This window comes from Pseudomonas sp. PSB11, from assembly GCF_014596605.1.
Lineage (GTDB): Bacteria > Pseudomonadota > Gammaproteobacteria > Pseudomonadales > Pseudomonadaceae > Aquipseudomonas > Aquipseudomonas umsongensis.
The window spans coordinates 13640-29539 of the sequence record NZ_NOIO01000032.1 but is presented as its reverse complement, the minus strand read 5'-3'; the positions used below and the strand labels follow the sequence as shown (position 1 = coordinate 29539).

General features: G+C 60.6%; 15 protein-coding genes and 1 pseudogene. 9 read left to right on the top strand and 7 right to left on the bottom strand.

Going from position 1 to position 15900, the window contains the following annotated elements:
* Positions 1–91 precede the first annotated feature (91 nt).
* The 6 genes from CGA21_RS26315 (at position 92) to CGA21_RS26290 (ending at position 6314) form a co-directional block, all read left to right on the top strand.
* Positions 92–1537 (top strand): SulP family inorganic anion transporter, encoded by a 1446-nt coding sequence (locus CGA21_RS26315; protein WP_188265370.1) that lies wholly within the window; start codon positions 92–94, stop codon positions 1535–1537.
* A gap of 322 nt (positions 1538–1859) precedes the next feature.
* Positions 1860–3209, top strand: coding sequence for a gluconate:H+ symporter (locus CGA21_RS26310; RefSeq protein WP_033045481.1), 1350 nt, complete (start codon positions 1860–1862; stop codon positions 3207–3209).
* Positions 3210–3224: 15 nt separating this feature from the next.
* Positions 3225–4085, top strand: coding sequence for a MurR/RpiR family transcriptional regulator (locus tag CGA21_RS26305; protein WP_110746697.1), 861 nt, complete (start codon positions 3225–3227; stop codon positions 4083–4085).
* A 1-nt stretch (position 4086) separates the two neighbouring features.
* Positions 4087–5544, top strand: a complete 1458-nt coding sequence (locus CGA21_RS26300) for an N-acyl-D-amino-acid deacylase family protein (protein WP_110746699.1) — start codon at positions 4087–4089, stop codon at positions 5542–5544.
* 108 nt (positions 5545–5652) lie between these two features.
* The gene (locus tag CGA21_RS26295; RefSeq protein WP_110746700.1) at positions 5653–5898 is read left to right on the top strand and encodes a FitA-like ribbon-helix-helix domain-containing protein; all 246 of its coding nucleotides are present in this window, start codon (positions 5653–5655) and stop codon (positions 5896–5898) included.
* The gene (locus CGA21_RS26290) at positions 5895–6314 is read left to right on the top strand and encodes a type II toxin-antitoxin system VapC family toxin (RefSeq protein ID WP_110746702.1); all 420 of its coding nucleotides are present in this window, start codon (positions 5895–5897) and stop codon (positions 6312–6314) included. Before CGA21_RS26295 ends, CGA21_RS26290 begins: the two co-directional genes overlap by 4 nt.
* Positions 6315–6433: 119 nt before the next feature.
* On the opposite strand, the gene CGA21_RS30500 is transcribed toward CGA21_RS26290, so the two are convergent.
* Both CGA21_RS30500 and CGA21_RS30495 read right to left on the bottom strand, forming a co-directional pair.
* Complete coding sequence (locus CGA21_RS30500) at positions 6434–7297, bottom strand: methyl-accepting chemotaxis protein (protein WP_411157092.1); 864 nt, start codon at positions 7295–7297, stop codon at positions 6434–6436.
* A pseudogene (locus tag CGA21_RS30495) lies at positions 7292–8218 on the bottom strand (methyl-accepting chemotaxis protein); the annotation flags it as partial. The pseudogene CGA21_RS30495 and the gene CGA21_RS30500, both read right to left, overlap by 6 nt.
* A 386-nt stretch (positions 8219–8604) precedes the next feature.
* Between CGA21_RS30495 and CGA21_RS26280 the strand changes: the two are divergent.
* Positions 8605–9276: a histidine phosphatase family protein gene (locus tag CGA21_RS26280; protein WP_188265369.1), complete on the top strand. Its 672-nt coding sequence runs from the start codon at positions 8605–8607 to the stop codon at positions 9274–9276.
* 26 nt (positions 9277–9302) lie between these two features.
* Positions 9303–10148 (top strand): phosphatase PAP2 family protein, encoded by an 846-nt coding sequence (locus CGA21_RS26275; RefSeq protein WP_110746707.1) that lies wholly within the window; start codon positions 9303–9305, stop codon positions 10146–10148.
* Here CGA21_RS26275 and CGA21_RS26270 read toward each other — a convergent pair.
* Complete coding sequence (locus tag CGA21_RS26270) at positions 10129–10395, bottom strand: DUF6124 family protein (protein ID WP_110746708.1); 267 nt, start codon at positions 10393–10395, stop codon at positions 10129–10131. The two genes, CGA21_RS26275 and CGA21_RS26270, sit on opposite strands and share 20 nt — an antisense overlap.
* Positions 10396–10862: 467 nt before the next feature.
* Positions 10863–11786: a hypothetical protein gene (locus CGA21_RS26265; protein WP_188265368.1), complete on the bottom strand. Its 924-nt coding sequence runs from the start codon at positions 11784–11786 to the stop codon at positions 10863–10865.
* Between the two features lie 14 nt (positions 11787–11800).
* Here CGA21_RS26265 and CGA21_RS26260 point away from each other — a divergent pair, with 14 nt between their 5' ends.
* Positions 11801–12640: an APH(3')-II family aminoglycoside O-phosphotransferase gene (locus CGA21_RS26260; protein WP_317451702.1), complete on the top strand. Its 840-nt coding sequence runs from the start codon at positions 11801–11803 to the stop codon at positions 12638–12640.
* A gap of 189 nt (positions 12641–12829) precedes the next feature.
* Here the strand turns inward: CGA21_RS26260 and CGA21_RS26255 are convergent, their stop codons facing one another.
* From CGA21_RS26255 to CGA21_RS26245, 3 genes are all read right to left on the bottom strand, one after another.
* Entirely contained in the window at positions 12830–13102 is a 273-nt protein-coding gene (locus CGA21_RS26255) for a YkgJ family cysteine cluster protein (protein ID WP_188265367.1), read from the bottom strand.
* Positions 13099–14721 carry a DNA repair protein gene (locus CGA21_RS26250; protein WP_223194271.1) on the bottom strand — a complete coding sequence of 541 codons (1623 nt, stop codon included), beginning with the start codon at positions 14719–14721 and terminating at the stop codon, positions 13099–13101. The genes CGA21_RS26255 and CGA21_RS26250 overlap by 4 nt, the downstream gene beginning before the upstream one ends.
* 66 nt (positions 14722–14787) lie before the next feature.
* On the bottom strand, positions 14788–15888 hold the full coding sequence (locus tag CGA21_RS26245) for a chemotaxis protein (protein ID WP_188265365.1): 1101 nt from the start codon (positions 15886–15888) through the stop codon (positions 14788–14790).
* Positions 15889–15900 lie beyond the last annotated feature (12 nt).

The following is a 15900-nucleotide window of genomic DNA, read 5'->3' as shown; positions in this document are numbered from 1 at the left end:
GCGTTTCTGAAGTTGCATAAACTGGCCGGGCCGCCCTTGATTCCGTAACATCCCCACACTCTTTCCTGCTTCTCCCTGCACGCGGTCCCCCATGAAACCAAAACATCTACGCGCCGATGCCCTCGCTGGCCTCACGACGTCTTTCGCCCTGCTACCCGAATGCATTGCCTTCGCGCTGGTGGCTCATCTCAATCCGCTGATGGGGCTGTACGGTGCGTTCATCCTTTGTACCCTGACCGCGCTGTTCGGTGGTCGGCCTGGCATGGTGTCCGGTGCTGCCGGGTCGATGGCGGTGGTGATCGTCGCGCTGGTGGTGCAGCACGGCGTGCAGTACTTGCTGGCGACGGTGCTGCTGGGCGGGTTGATCATGTCGACGTTCGGACTGCTGCGACTGGGCAAGCTGGTGCGAATGGTGCCGCACCCGGTGATGCTGGGGTTCGTCAACGGCCTGGCGATCGTCATTGCCCTGGCGCAGCTTGAGCATTTCAAGAGTGGTGAGACCTGGCTGAGCGGTACGCCGCTGTACTACATGATCGGGTTGGTGGCGGTAACGATGGCGGTTGTCTACGTACTGCCGCGTCTGACCCGCGCGATACCGCCGGCGTTGGCGGCGATCCTGGGAGTGGGGTTGGCTGTGCACTTCCTCGGCCTGCCAACCCGCACTCTGGGCGACATGGCACATATCGCCGGCGGCTTGCCGACATTTGCCCTGCCAGACATTCCTTGGAACCTGGAAACCCTAAGCATCATTGCGCCCTACGCGTTCTTGATGGCGATGGTCGGCCTGCTGGAAACCCTGTTGACCCTCAACCTCACCGACGAATTCACCGAGAGCCGCGGTTACCCCGATCGCGAGTGCGTGGCGCTGGGCGCGGCCAATGTGGTGTCCGGTCTGTTTGGTGGCATGGGCGGTTGCGCGATGATCGGCCAGACCGTCATCAACTTGAGCTCCGGGGGGCGCGGGCGGTTGTCCGGTGTGGTGGCCGGGGTGTCGATCCTGCTGTTCATTCTGTTCCTGTCGCCGTTGATCGAACGTATTCCTTTGGCGGCGTTGGTGGGGGTGATGTTCGTGGTTTCGCAGCAGACCTTCGCCTGGGCTTCGCTGCGGGTGCTGAATAAGGTCCCGATGAACGATGTACTGGTGATTATCATGGTGACGGTGATCACGGTGTTCACCGACCTGGCCATGGCGGTGTTGTGCGGGATCATCATTGCGGCGCTGAATTTCGCCTGGCAGCAGGCCCGGCAGCTGTACGCCGACAGTCACCTGGAAAGCGACGGGAGCAAGCTGTACCGCGTGCACGGCACCTTGTTTTTTGCCTCGACCACGCCGTTTCTCAACCAATTCGACGCGGCCAACGACCCCGTGCAAGTGACCCTCGATTGTCGCCACCTGAGTTTCGTCGATTACTCCGCCATCGCTGCATTGGAAACCTTGCGCGAGCGCTACAGCAAGGCTGGCAAGCACCTGCGTGTGCTGGGCCTGTCCGAGCGCTGCAAGAAACTGCTCAAGCGCGCCCGGGTACAACACGACTGAGATCCGCCTGCCTGATCGTTCCCACGCGCAGCAAAGGATGATCGTTCCCACGCTCCGCGTGGGAATGCCTCTTCGGACGCTCTGCGTTCGGCTGTGAAGGGACGCGGAGCGTCCGGGGATGCATTCCCACGCAGAGCGAGGGAACGATCCGTGGTGATGAAAATATACCTGCCTGATTTTCATTAATTGCGACACGACATATCTCTGAGCGACATCCCTTACCTCTGCACGAAAATTACTTTCACCTCGTTTGAAAATCGCGTCTCGAAATGTTTTAAGAGTTTCACAAAACTTTCGACGTGACCCTCTCGAGGAGTACCGCATGACCCCGTCCTTCGGCTATTGGCTGCTGGTGTATGCCGCTGTCGCCATCATCGCGCTGATCGTGCTGATCGCCCGTTACCGGCTCAATCCGTTCATTGTCATCACCCTGATCTCCATCGGCCTGGCGCTGGTGGCGGGCATGCCGCCGTCCGGTGTGGTCGGCGCCTATGAGGCGGGCGTCGGCAAGACCCTGGGACACATCGCCCTGGTGGTGGCGCTGGGTACCATGCTCGGCAAGATGATGGCCGAGTCGGGCGGCGCCGAGCAGGTGGCGCGCACCTTGATCGACCGCTTCGGCGAAAAAAACGCGCATTGGGCGATGGTGTGTATCGCTTTCCTGGTCGGGCTGCCGTTGTTCTTCGAAGTCGGTTTCGTATTGCTGGTGCCGATCGCGTTCACCGTGGCGCGGCGGGTCGGCGTGTCGATCCTGATGGTCGGCCTGCCGATGGTCGCCGGCCTGTCGGTGGTGCATGCGCTGGTGCCACCGCACCCGGCGGCGATGCTGGCGGTGCAGGTGTATCAGGCGTCGGTGGGGCAGACCTTGCTCTATGCGATTGCGATCGGTATTCCCACGGCGATCATCGCCGGGCCCTTGTACGCCAAATTCATCGTGCCGCGCATCCAGTTGCCGGCGGAAAACCCACTGGAGCGGCAGTTCCTCGAACGTGAACCGCGCGACAGTCTGCCAAGTTTCGGCCTCACCATGGCAACCATCCTGTTGCCGGTGGTGTTGATGCTGATCGGCGGCTGGGCCAACCTGATTTCCACCCCTGGCACGGGTTTTAACCAGTTTCTGTTGTTCATCGGCAACTCGGTCATCGCATTGCTGCTGGCGACTTTGCTGAGCTTCTGGACCCTTGGCCTGGCCCAGGGCTTCAATCGCGAGTCGATCCTCAAGTTCACCAACGAATGCCTGGCGCCGACTGCGAGCATCACCTTGCTGGTGGGCGCCGGCGGCGGCCTGAACCGGATTCTGGTGGACGCCGGTGTCACCGACCAGATCGTCGGCCTGGCTAACGAATTTCACTTGTCGCCGTTGCTGATGGGCTGGTTGTTCGCCGCCTTGATGCGCATCGCCACCGGCTCCGCTACCGTGGCCATGACCACCGCCTCGGGCGTGGTTGCCCCCGTGGCGATCGCGATGGGTTATCCACACCCGGAGCTGCTGGTGCTGGCAACGGGGGCGGGCTCGGTGATCTTTTCCCACGTCAACGACGGCGGCTTCTGGCTGATCAAGGAATACTTCAATATGACGGTGACCCAGACCTTCAAGACCTGGACGGTGCTGGAGACCCTGATCTCGCTCGTCGCCTTCGGCCTGACCGTGGGCCTTTCCTACCTGATTTAACCGGAGCCGCCCGCCATGGACATCCTCTACCAGATCCGCGCCCGCCAGGATTCCTTCAGTGCCGGGGAAGGACGCATCGCGCGCCTGATGCTCGACGATGTGGGGTTTGCCGCCTCCGCCAGCCTGGATGAGCTGGCGCTGCGCGCAGAGGTCAGCACTGCCACGCTGTCGCGTTTTGCCCGTACGGTCGGCTGCAAGGATCTGCGCGACCTGCGGTTGCAACTGGCCCAGGCCAGCGGCGTCGGCAGCCGTTTTCTCGATCCGGCGGGCACACCGGAGCAGTCAGCGTTCTACGGGCAGATAGTCGGCGACATCGAATCGACCCTGCGCCAGCACCTGTCAGCCTTCGACGAGTCGCGGTTCGCCGATGCCGTGAAACTGCTGGGCAAGGCGCGGATGATTCATGCCTTCGGCATGGGCGGCTGTTCGACCTTGTGCAGCGATGAGTTGCAAGTGCGCCTCGTGCGCCTTGGCTACCCGATCGCGGTCTGCCACGACGCGGTAATGATGCGGATCACCGCGGCCAGTCTCAGCGCCGATCAGGTAGTCATCGTCTGTTCACTGACCGGGATCACCCCCGAACTGCTGGAAACCGTGGAACTGGCCCGCAGCTATGGTGCGCCCGTTCTGGCCATTACCCGAGGCGATTCGCCGCTGGCGCAACTGGCCGACATCGTGCTGCCGCTGCAAAGCGCCGAGACCTCCTTCATCTATAAACCGACAGCAGCACGCTACGGCATGTTGCTCGCCATCGATGTGCTTGCCACCGAGCTGGCACTGGCCAATCCTCAAGACAATCAAGAGCGCCTGCGGCGGATCAAGCTCGCCCTGGACGATTACCGCGGCGGCGACGATCACTTGCCGCTGGGAGACTGACATGATGTACGACACGCTGATTCGCAATGCCCTGGTCATCGACGGTAGCAACAGCCCTGGCTATCCGGCCGACGTGGCGATCCGCAATGGCCGCATCGAGCGCATCGGTGACTTGCAGGATGCCCGTGCCACCGAAGAAATCGACGCTGCTGGCCGCGTGTTGGCGCCCGGCTTCATCGATGTACACACCCACGACGACACGGTGGTGATCCGTCAGCCGCAGATGCTGCCCAAGCTCAGCCAGGGCGTGACCACGGTGATCGTCGGCAATTGCGGGATCAGCGCCTCGCCGGTGAGCCTGCGCGGCGATCCACCGGACCCGATGAACCTGCTCGGCAGTGCTGCGGCGTTTGTTTATCCAACATTCGGCGATTACCGTGCGGCAGTGGAGGCGGCAAACACCACGCTGAACGTCGCCGCGCTGGTGGGCCACACCGCGCTGCGCAGCAACCACCTCGACGACCTGTTTCGCACCGCTACGCCCGATGAAATTGCCGCCATGCGCGAGCAACTGCGCGAAAGTCTGGAAGCTGGCGCCTTGGGCTTGTCCACCGGTCTTGCCTACGCCAGTGCGTTCTCGGCATCGACCGATGAAGTGATGCAACTGACCGAAGAGCTGACAGCGTTTGGCGCGGTCTATACCACCCATTTGCGCAGCGAATTCGAGCCGGTGCTGGACGCCATGGACGAGGCATTCCAGATCGGCCGGCATGCGCAGTCCCCGGTGATCATTTCCCACCTCAAATGTGCCGGCGCCGGTAACTGGGGGCGCAGCCCGCAACTGTTGGCGTCCCTTGAGCAGGCGGCGAAAACCCACCCGGTGGGCTGCGATTGCTATCCGTATGCCGCCAGTTCCTCGACCCTGGACCTCAAGCAAGTCACCGATGCCCACCGCATTACCATCACCTGGTCAACGCCGCACCCGCAGATGGGCGGGCGCGACCTGATGGATATCGCCGCCGAGTGGAACCTGTCCCTGCTCGATGCCGCCCGCCAGTTGCAACCGGCGGGCGCTGTGTACTACGGGATGGACGAAGCCGATGTGCGACGGATTTTGGCGCACCCTTTGTCGATGGTCGGCTCCGACGGCCTGCCGGAAGATCCGTTTCCTCATCCACGCTTGTGGGGCGCCTTCCCTCGGGTGCTCGGCCATTTCAGCCGTGACGTAGGACTGTTTCCCCTGCACACCGCCGTGCACAAGATGACCGGCTTGTCGGCGGCGCGGTTCGGCCTCAAGCAAAGGGGCGAGATCCGCGAAGGCCATTGGGCCGACCTGGTGCTGTTCGACCCGGCAACCATTCGCGATGTCGCGGACTTCAACGACCCGCAACGGGCGGCCGAAGGCATCGATGGGGTGTGGGTCAACGGGGTATTGAGTTACCAGGACGGTCAGGCGAACGGGCGCAGGGAAGGGCGGTTCCTGGCGCGGGAAGGGGATTTGCGTGGGGGATTCTTGTGACATTGGTGTTTACCAAATACCTGAGTCCGTTGGGCGTCTTAATGGGTTTTTAGCGGGACATGATGTGCTAGTCTGAAATCAATGATTTCATTGATTGCGGGAGGCGTCATGGCCAGTATCACGATTCGAAACCTCGACGATCAGGTCAAGGAGCAGTTGCGAATAGCGGCTGCTCATAACGGGCATTCGATGGAAGAGGAAGCTCGCCTTATCCTGGGTAGGGCATTGGCTACCGTCGATCGTGCGGGAGGGCTAGGCAGCAGAATCCGCAACAGATTTGGTGTGTGCGGTGGAGTTGACCTGGATCTGCCCGTACGGCAGGAGAAAGCAACCGCGGTGGATTTCTCCGAATGATAGTGCTTGATACCAATGTGCTTTCGGAGTTTATGCGGGTTGAGCCTGACGCTCAGGTTCTGGCCTGGGTAGATGCACAACCTGCCATGGAACTGGCAATTGCTGCCATTACCGTGGCGGAAATTCTCCATGGCCTCGCCCGACTCCCATCCGGCAAGCGCAAGCAAAAGCTTGAAGCCCATGCGATGGCGATGTTTGAAGAGGACTTCGCCGCGAGGATATTGCCTTTTGATGTGCATGCCGCCGTTGAGTACGCGACGTTGGTGGCGGGTTGTGAAGCCAAGGGGCGGTCTGTGTCGATGGCTGATGCGCAGATTGCCGCCGTCTGCCGAGTTCACGGAGCACCGATTGCCACCCGCAATGTTCGTGATTTCGAGTTTCCCGGGCTGGAAGTAATCAACCCGTGGCAAGCCTGAGTGCCTTCATTGACAGCTGGATCGCCTTCGCGAGCAGGTTCGCTCCCACAGGATGCTCATTGAACCTGTGGGAGCGGGCTTGCTCGCGAATGGATCTTTCATTCACTGCGCAGTGAATCTCAGACGCGGAAGTGGCTGACCATCATCTGCAACTGATTCCCCAGTCGCGCCAGTTCCACGCTGGACTTGGCCGTCTCATCGCTGGCCGCAGCGGTCTGTTCCGACACGTCGCGCACGTTGATGATGCTGCGGCTGATCTCTTCGGCCACCGCGCTTTGCTGCTCGGCCGCGGCCGCGATCTGCTGGTTCATCGACTGGATGTTGGACACCGTGCGGGTGATGTTTTCCAGTGAGGTGCCGGCCTTGCGGGTCAGGGCCACGCTACTGTCGGTCAGGGTGCGGCTGTTGTTCATCACGGTCGCCACTTGCTGGGTGCCGTTCTGCAGGGCCGCCACCAGGCCTTCGATTTCCTCGGTGGATTTCTGCGTGCGTTGCGCCAGGCCCCGCACTTCGTCGGCCACCACGGCAAACCCGCGTCCGGCTTCACCGGCGCGTGCCGCTTCAATCGCAGCATTGAGGGCCAGCAGGTTGGTCTGTTCGGCCACGGCCTTGATCACGTCCATGACGCTGCCGATCTTGTCGCTTTCCTGTTGCAGCAGGCCCATGGCTTCGGTGGAGCGTGCCACTTCGCTGGCCAGGCGTTCGATCTGGGTGATGGCTTCGCCGACAACCTTGTCCCCTTCGCGGGCTTCACCATCCGCCGCGGCGGCGGCCTGGGAGGCTTGTTCGGCATTGCGCGCGACTTCCTGCACGGTGGCGGTCATCTCGTGCATGGCGGTGGCGACCTGGTCGGTCTCGACTTTCTGGCTGTTGACCCCGGCGCTGGTCTGCTCGGTCACGGCCGACAGTTCTTCGGCCGCGCTGGCGATCTGGGTGACGCCGTCGCGAATACCGCTGATCAGGTCACGCAGGGTCACGCCCATGCGCGCGATGCCTTGTTGCAAGACACCCAGCTCATCGCGGCGGGTCACCCTCACGTCCAGGGACAGGTCGCCACTGGCGATGCGATCGACCACGGCCAGGGTTTCGCGCAGCGGGCCGGTGATCTGCCGGGTAATGAGAACGGCGGCAATAATGCCGACCAATAGAGCCAGCAGCGTGCTGATCAATTGCAGGGTACGCGCCTGGGCGCTTTCGGCATCGCGACGGTCGAGCTGGATCTGATATAGCTGTTCGCTCAGGCTCACGATGGCCGCGCCCTGGTCGGTCATTTCCTTGCGCGCCTGCACGGCGTCGCTGTTCGCGGCTTTGTAAGCCTGCAAGGCGCTGCGGTAGTTGCCCAGTGCGGTTTCCAGCTGACGCAGGGTTTCGGGCTGGGCGTCGGTGAAATGCACGTTGAGCTGTTTCAGGCTGGCAATGGCGGCGTCCAGTTGAGCGACGGCTTTTTGTTCGGTTTCGGCATTGGTGGTCGCGGTGTAGCCACGCACTTCGTAGCGGGCCAGCAAGAATGCTTGCCGGGCGGCGGTGATGGCCTGGAACTGCTCGAAGCGCTGATCACTCGGTGGCAGTTGTTGCACGCGGCTGTTCAAATCGTCGATCAGCGTGCTGGCCGTTTCGGCGTTGGCGCCCATGACGTCGCGTGCGCTGTTGCCGGTGCGATAGGCGCCACGCATCTTGGCCAGGGACGTTTTGTAGGCGTCGATGACAGTGCCTTGCTCCTTGAGCAGCTTGAGGTTTTCCGGGCTCTTGAACTTCGCCAGCAAGGCCTGTTGCTGGTCGGAAAAGGCCTGCAGCGTGGTCTGCACATTCTGCGCGGCGGCTTCGTCGCCGTTGGTCAGCATGTACTGCAGGCGCACCACGCGCAGCTTGGTCAGGCCGGCGTTGAGCTGGGTGATGTCGCTCATCCAGTTGCTGCGGTCGATCAGACTGCCCAAGCTGGTCCAGCCGGTCAGGGCAAGGACGCAGGTCAGGGCCAGGACCAGGCCGAAGCCCAGGCCCAGTTTCAGGTTCACGCTGATGTTGCCGAACCAGCTATTCATCAAATTCCTCCAGGAACGTGTGTTTCTTGATCGTCGGTTGGCTGGAAGATTGTTGTTCTTAGGCGCCAGCAAGGTGGGTTGCAGGTCTGTATCGGCAGCAATCGTGAGAGCTGAAAGGATTTTGTCGGGCGGATTCTGTAACAAGCTTTTTGCCGCAGGCTTAAGCTTTTTTTCACATTGGTTTCACTGGTAGCCGACGCCCGCCTCCTTACCCTCACGGCACCTGATGAAGGGCTGCGAGGCGGCTTGATGTGGAACTGAGACTGAGTCTGTTCGGAATAACCCGCTCGATCGACCTGAGGCGTTTAGCCCGGTATCGCAATGCGCTAGTGGTGCTGGCGTCGGCGCTGCTGGCGATTACCTTGACAGTATTGCTGTTACGGCCTGCCGCCGTGCCGGACCTGGCCCATGGCAATGTGCAGGGCGCGCGGGCGCTATTGGTGGGTTGGGCCAAGGGTGACATGATCGTGCTGGTTCGCCATGTCGAGCGTTGCGATCACTCCAGCGCGCCCTGTCTGAGTGGCGATGATGGCATCACCGATCGCTCGCGCAGTGTTGCGGTGGCCGTCGGGGCGCAATTCGAGCGACTGGGTCTGGCGCGGGCCGACATCTACAACAGCCCGATGGTGCGTACCGCGCAGACCAGCGGGTACATGTTCAACAGGGTCGACGCTGGCGATGACTGGTTGATCAACTGCAAAGGCACGATGTTGCGCGACGCCCTGGCGCACAAGGTCGCCGGGCGTAACCTGATCCTGGTGACCCACAGCGAATGCATGGCGCAACTGCAAAAGGATCTCGAGGTGCCCACCTCGACCTTCGGCTACGGCGCCGCGCTTTTCGTCACTGCCCAAGCACTGCAAGCACCACACGTACTTGGATTCATCGAGGCCTCGGACTGGCACTCGGTGACCACCGAATGAATTCACACTCTGAACCAGGACACACGATGCAGACGGCTTCCCGCTCCCGTTTTTACTGGCTGAACTTTGGTATCCCACTGGCCTGCGCGGTCGTGGTGTTCCTGATGTTCGACCTGACCCAGATCGACATCGCCTTCAACAATCTTTTTTATGATCCGGTGACGCAGACGTTCCCGCTGGACCATGTGCACCTGTTCGAAAAAATCACTCATAAATGGGCGCGGATCATTCCGAACTGGACCGGCGAAATCGCCATCATCGGTGCCTTGCTGTCGTTTCTCTGGCCGCGTTTGAAGGCGGAAAAACACGCGAAAATCATCGCCTTTCTGGAAAAGATCAAAGTTGCGCCGGTACTGCGTTTCGCCACCCGGCATCGTCGGGATTTCCTCTACGTGGTGCTTGCGTTCTCCATCAGCACCGGCGTGATTCACTACCTCAAGGGCCACACCAGTGTGTATTGCCCGATCGAGACGACCCAGTACGGTGGGAAGATCGAGCATAAGGAATGGTACGAGAATTTCGATCTACTCAAAGTCGCGGGTGACGGTCGCTGCTGGCCGGGCGGGCATGCCTCCGGTGGCTTCACCATGCTCGCCTTGTACTTTGTTGCACGCCGTTACCGCTGGCGCTATTCCAAGGCAATCATGTACGGCTCGCTGGCCCTCGGGTTCGTGTATGGCACGACGCGGGTGGTACAGGGTTGGCACTACATGTCCCACACCTTCTGGGCCGGGATCTTCGTGTGGCTGGCATGTTTGCTGACGGCGCTGGCGTTTTACGGAAGAGCACGGCTGGAGATGCCGGTGCTGCACAAGGCTGAAAAACCGGCATTGGTGGCTCAACCTGTCGGACTTACTCCTGCGGATCAATAGTATCCAGCGCCCGGTTCACAGCCAGCTCCGCCAGCATGACGATCTGCGCAATCCCCAGCGCGGTGTTGCGCTGGGGGCCGCTGAGGTAAGTGGCGAAATCATTGAGCATGACGCTGGCTGAAGCCAATGATTCGCACGCGTGGGCGAGTAGGCTTTCGGATTTTATGTCGGGGTGGAGCGTGAAGAAGGGGCTGGGGCGGTAGGGTTTTTCAGTTGTGAAAGGCGGATCCGGGATAAGTTTATCCATCTGAGTTCTCCACTCGATTTGAGAACCACCACAATCACCGATCTCACGCGGAGAAATGGGTGGCAGCTATGTGCGGAGTGAGATTACCGGGAGTAGGAAACCGGCCAGACCGAAGTCTGCCCGCACACAGCCGCCATAAAACATTGCTGACAGCGCATAGCTGGCGGCAATTATGGTGGTACTGGCACTGGATTCATACTCCCGGGATCTCACACCCGATCACTGATTTGTCAGTGACCACCAAAGGCTAAACAGCCCCCTTCCGAGCGACAACCTGAAAGACCTGTGGGATTTTTCTCCTCAATTCGTCCCGGAGTAGGACTTTTCGCAAGACAAAAAAAAGCCCGCGGGAGGGCGGGCAAACCGTAGTTTCTTGAATGAGCGAGGGCAAATTTACAGGGAGTTGCCTGAACGCGGGGTGAAGAAAAGTTCATGTGTTGCCCGGGGGGGCGAAAGCGGAAAGTGGCTCAATACTCCGTCACCTTCTGCCTGCGCAAGATCCACCCAGCTTCGCCCGGCATCAACCGGTACTGAATCTCGCGCATCTTCCCGGTCCTGCCCGCCGAGGTGTCCGCACTGTCATACAGCGCAAACCGCTGCACCAATGTGTTTTCCACCACGGCAAACTCATCCTCTCCCCGATACCCCTTGGCAATCGTCGGGTCTTCGCTGACCGGTGGCAGATAGATCGCACTCAGCGACTTTTTACGATTGGCGGCGTAGGCCACGAGTTCGCCGGGTAGTCCGCGCCCTGGTGACCTGACGAAGACGTAAATTTCCGGTGAGCCATCTCGATCAAGGTCCGCGACCTCCGCCCGGGCAATGTCGCCATTCAGGGGGTGAGTCATGGCTGAGTTATCTATTTCCAGGCCTTGGGGAGAGATGCGTATTGCCCGGCTACCGTCGATCGACTCATCCGTCACATGAAAGACAATGCCCTGCAGTTCCAGCGTCTGGTCGAAAGGCCGGCCGCCTTTGCTGGCATCGGGGGCACCAAGGTTCAACGAGAGACTGTAGTTCGCCACTTCGTTGCGCCGGGCGGCATTGCGCATGAGGTAAACCTGAACAACGTATTGGCCATCGGCGGGCAACGGTCCGAGAAAGTGATTGCCCATGATCGAGCCGTTGAACAGCGCGTATTCCTCGCCTTTGGCGGTGATATTGAAATAGGCTGAAGCATTGGAAGGCTTGAGGTCGACCGTCAACATCTGGCCCGCCTTGGCGCGCAGGCGGTACTCGGCGGTCAGCCGGCCCTTGATGGAGTCTGAGAACGTGGCGCTGTCAGCACCGTTTTTGAAAACGACGTGCTCGACCCGAGGGGCAACTTCGCTGGCGGCCTGAGCGGGCAGGTAAACCATTGCAGCAAGAAGGGCGAGAGTCCGGATGGTCATGTCTGAATTCCTGAATGCTTCTGTTGAATGCCAAGGTCAGTTCGCTCAGCCGTAAATCCGCCATCATTTTCGTCAGTGACAGTATGTACATTCCTGCCCAATGGTCCCAAACATTCAGTGCATCACCCATTGAACGACAATCTGTCGGAGAGTCAGGCGCCGAGGTTTCTCGCATCCGCAACACCAATGGCGAGCACCTGTTCCTGAAATCAGAGCCCATCGGCGCGCACAGCGAACTGCCGCAAGAGATTGAGCGTCTGCGATGGATGAACCGGCTTGACCTGCCTGGGCCAACAGTTCTTGAGACCACGACAGAAAACGATCGCCATTGGTTGCTCATGAGTGCCGTCCCCGGACAAGATCTGGCCAGTGCCAACAGTTTGTCTGCACCCCAAGTGATCAGCATCCTGGCGAAAGCGCTGCGTACCCTGCACCAGGTGCCAACAGAGACATGCCCTTTTGACCACTCCCTGGAGCAGCGTATAGAGGCCGCTTGGAGCCGAGTGAGAGCCGGGCTCGTTGACGAGTCAGACTTTGACGATGAACGGCTGGGTCGGACCGCTGAGGATGTTTTCGCAGAGCTGCTGTCGACGCTTCCCGAAACCTATGATCTGGCGGTCACCCACGGCGATGCCTGCCTGCCGAATTTCATGGTCGAAGCAAGCCGCTTTACCGGCTACATCGACTGCGGCCGATTAGGCATCAGTGACATCTATCAAGACCTTGCCCTGGCTGCCCGAAGCATTGAAAGCAATTTGGGACCGGCATGGGTAGCCCCTTTTTTTCGTGAGTACGGTGTCGAGCCAGATCAGCAACGTATAGCGTTTTACTGTTTGCTGGACGAGTTCTACTGAGTTTGGCTGGCCTCTTCGCGGGCAAGCCCAACCCCGCCTTGTCCGCTGAACCAACGAGACGCCGTGCACGCATGGCGACGAAATCGAGGGATCCCATGTCAACCAATTGAGGGTAATCTGGCTCCCACAGAAATCAGTTGCTCCCACAGGGGGGGGGCCGCAGTGCTCTTGTGAATGTGGCGGCTTAGCTCACTCCTGCGCCTGACGCTGCAGCAGCTTGCAAACCTCCACATTCACCTCTACAAACGCCTCCCAGCTGAACCGCTGCGCATAGTGCATCTGGTACTGCCGGTCGACCCGGCAGATATCCGGCCGGGTCTCGTAGATCAGGCAGTGCTTGTTGGCATCACTGTAATGCCGGCAAGCCCCATCCCCCCGATCCAGATACTGCGTCTGTTCCGCCAGGTGCACATTGCGGCAACACAGCCCGCACTGCGTACAGGGAAACGCCGGCAGCGTCATACCAGCGAAGCCAACCAGTTGCGCGTGCTGGTCGCGTTACCCACCTGGAACGGCAACTCTATCCCACGAGCCTCCACAGCCTGCTGCAGTATCGCGCTGCGCTCGATCTCGTCATTGCACGCCTCAAGCTCCTGGGTAAAGGCATGCAACTCCTCTACGTCCAGGTTGAACTCCAGCCGGCTCAGCTCCAGCAGGTAACGGTCCAGCTCCGCGTTGATTGCCTGGAACTCGCGCACCGTGCCGGCGTGCGGCGTCAGCGATTCGATGAAGGCCCAGAGCTTGCGCGCCATCGCGCTGTGCAGCAGGAAGTAGTTCAGGCCCAGAGTCACCAGGCCCGTCACCAGCGCACCGGCAAACGCGGCCAGCTCGGTGCCGAACGGGAAACTGAGGAACGGCACTAGCTGGGTGTAAGCCATGGTGCCCACCACCGTGGCAACGCCCACCGACAGCAACGACGTCACCGCCTGGCACTGCTCCACGAAGCTTAGTTGGTCAGGGTTGAACACCATCAGCTTGATGGCCTTGACCAGCTGACCCCACAACTCGCGGATGATCTTGATCGCCATCGCCTGAGTGGTGGCGAAGATGTTGAACATGGTGGTGGTCAGGCTCCCGAGCACTCCAGCAAACACGCCATCCTTGAATGCCACCAGGAAGTCGTTGAAACGCGCCTGCACCCGCTTCCAGATGCCCTTGAGCGACTTGTTGATGCTGTCGACGAAGGCCTCCAGGCTGAAAGTGTGCTTGAGCTTGTTCAGCAGGGCCGGCAGTTGCTCGCGCAGTTCGAACCACACTTCCGCCATCACCAGCCCGAGCATCTGCCGGGTACCCATGGCCAGGCCTGCCGAGCCGGCGGCATGGGCAGTATGGTGGAGGAATTTGCTGCTGGTGTAATAGGCCTTGTTGATCTGCTGATCGTAAGGGGCCCGTGCCTCGGCATCGCGCTTGAGCATGGCATCGGGGTCTACGGTCTTGAGTTCCTTGATCTTGCTTTCGGTCTTGCGAATTTTGTCTTCCAGCGCACGGGCTTCATGTTGCTGCTGCGGCGTTTCGCGCGGCATTTTCGTCAGGCGCGCGCGGTCGCCCGCCAGCGACTTCTCATGGTTGGAGATCAGGCCCGGCAGCTTGTCCAGATACTCCTTGATCGGCGTCTGCTTCTTCGATTTGTTGACCGTCTCGTGGGTGGTCTGCAGGTTGCTGCTCTGGTTGGCCAACTCCACACCACTGAGCCCGGCCAGCACCCGTCCGGCATCATCGTGGATTTCCTTGGCGCTGATCACGTGGTCCAGGTTGCGCTGTTCATGGGCAGCCATCACCTTGCTGCGGTAAGGGTCCTTCAGCGTGCCTGCCGCTTGGCTGGCCTTGTCTTTCTGGCCAGTGGCGATGTAATTCGCGTGTTGGTGGTAGGGCGTGGAATCGTACTCGCCAAGCTGCTCGAAACTCTGCTTTTCTGCGTCGGTCGCCCATACGCCGTTGCGCACGTTGTGGATGGTGTCCACCTTGCCGCCCTGCTTGTCCTTGAACAGCAGAAAGTCCAGGCCAAAGCTGGTCGTGAGGCTGGTGATTACAGTTTTTTCGAGCTCTTCGGCCCAGGGGAAGTCTTGCGCTGCGGCGTGCATAAGGGCATCCATGACGAATGAGTGAAGGCGAAGCGGAGGCGGGGCCTTTCGGCTCCGCACAGGGCCTCAGGCGGGCTCTACGCCTTGCGCCTTGGTCTTGGTTTCGCTGATCTGCTCGTCCAGCTTGGTGCTGTTGAGGATCATCGAGCCATCGGCATCGGTAGCCATGACCGGGACGTCGTTCTTGTCCTTGACCACATTGCCGTTCACTTCCTTGACCTTGAACAGCGGGGTGGTGATCAGGTCGACCAGGATGGCGGCCAGGGCAAAACCGTTGTTGATCGCGCGCAGGATGGTTTCGCTCATGCTGGCCATTTCAGCGTGCGGGTCGAGCTTGCGGGAGCGGATGTCTTCAATACGGCGGGCTGCGTACTTGAGGTGTTCGAAGTACTTGTCGAACTGTCCGTACACCGACTTCAACACGTCATTGATGTCGAAGGCGTAGTCTTCTGCCTTGCTCAGCTGCTGCTGGGCTTTCTGCAGCTTGGTGATCGCACTGTCCACTTCGCGGTCAGCCTTGTGGGCATTCTTCAGCGCTTCATCGCCATGGCTGTCGTAAGCCCAGCCGGCGATAGCCAGCACCGGGCCTGCCACGGCGGCGCCCAGGATTGCGGTACCGCCAGCCATGCCCAGGCCGCCTGTGGCGAGCGAGCCGCCGCCGATTGCCGCCAGCGTCGCGTTGGTCGCCGCCACCCCGGCCAGCGAGGAGATGGCGGTGCCGGTGGATGCCGCGCCCAGCGCCATGACGCCTCCATATACGGCAAACCCGGCCGCCGCGCCGGCAATGCCTGCTCCTGCGGTGGCGCCCAGCACGCCAACAGCGGTGTAGCTGTAGCTCTCGATGCTCTGCAGCTTGTGCTTCGGAATATTGATCTTCAGCTTGTCCTGGCGGTCTGCGTTGAGCTTGTCCAGCAAATCGTTGGCGAGGGTCTTGAACTCGTCGAACTTCTTGCCGATCTCGAGTTCTTCCCGGCCCAGCGCCTCAAGTGCCGTGTTAGTGGCTTTTTCCTGTACGTCGAACGCTTCCTTTTTGTCGGAATAACGCGCTTTGGCAGCGTTGACGATGTCATCGGCTTCCGAGTGCTTCTGGTAGCCGTCGTAGCCTTTCTTGGCACCGTAGGCAGCACTGACCAGCGCGGCAGCGCCGAGGATGAGGGGTAGTGGCATGGCAATGTCCTT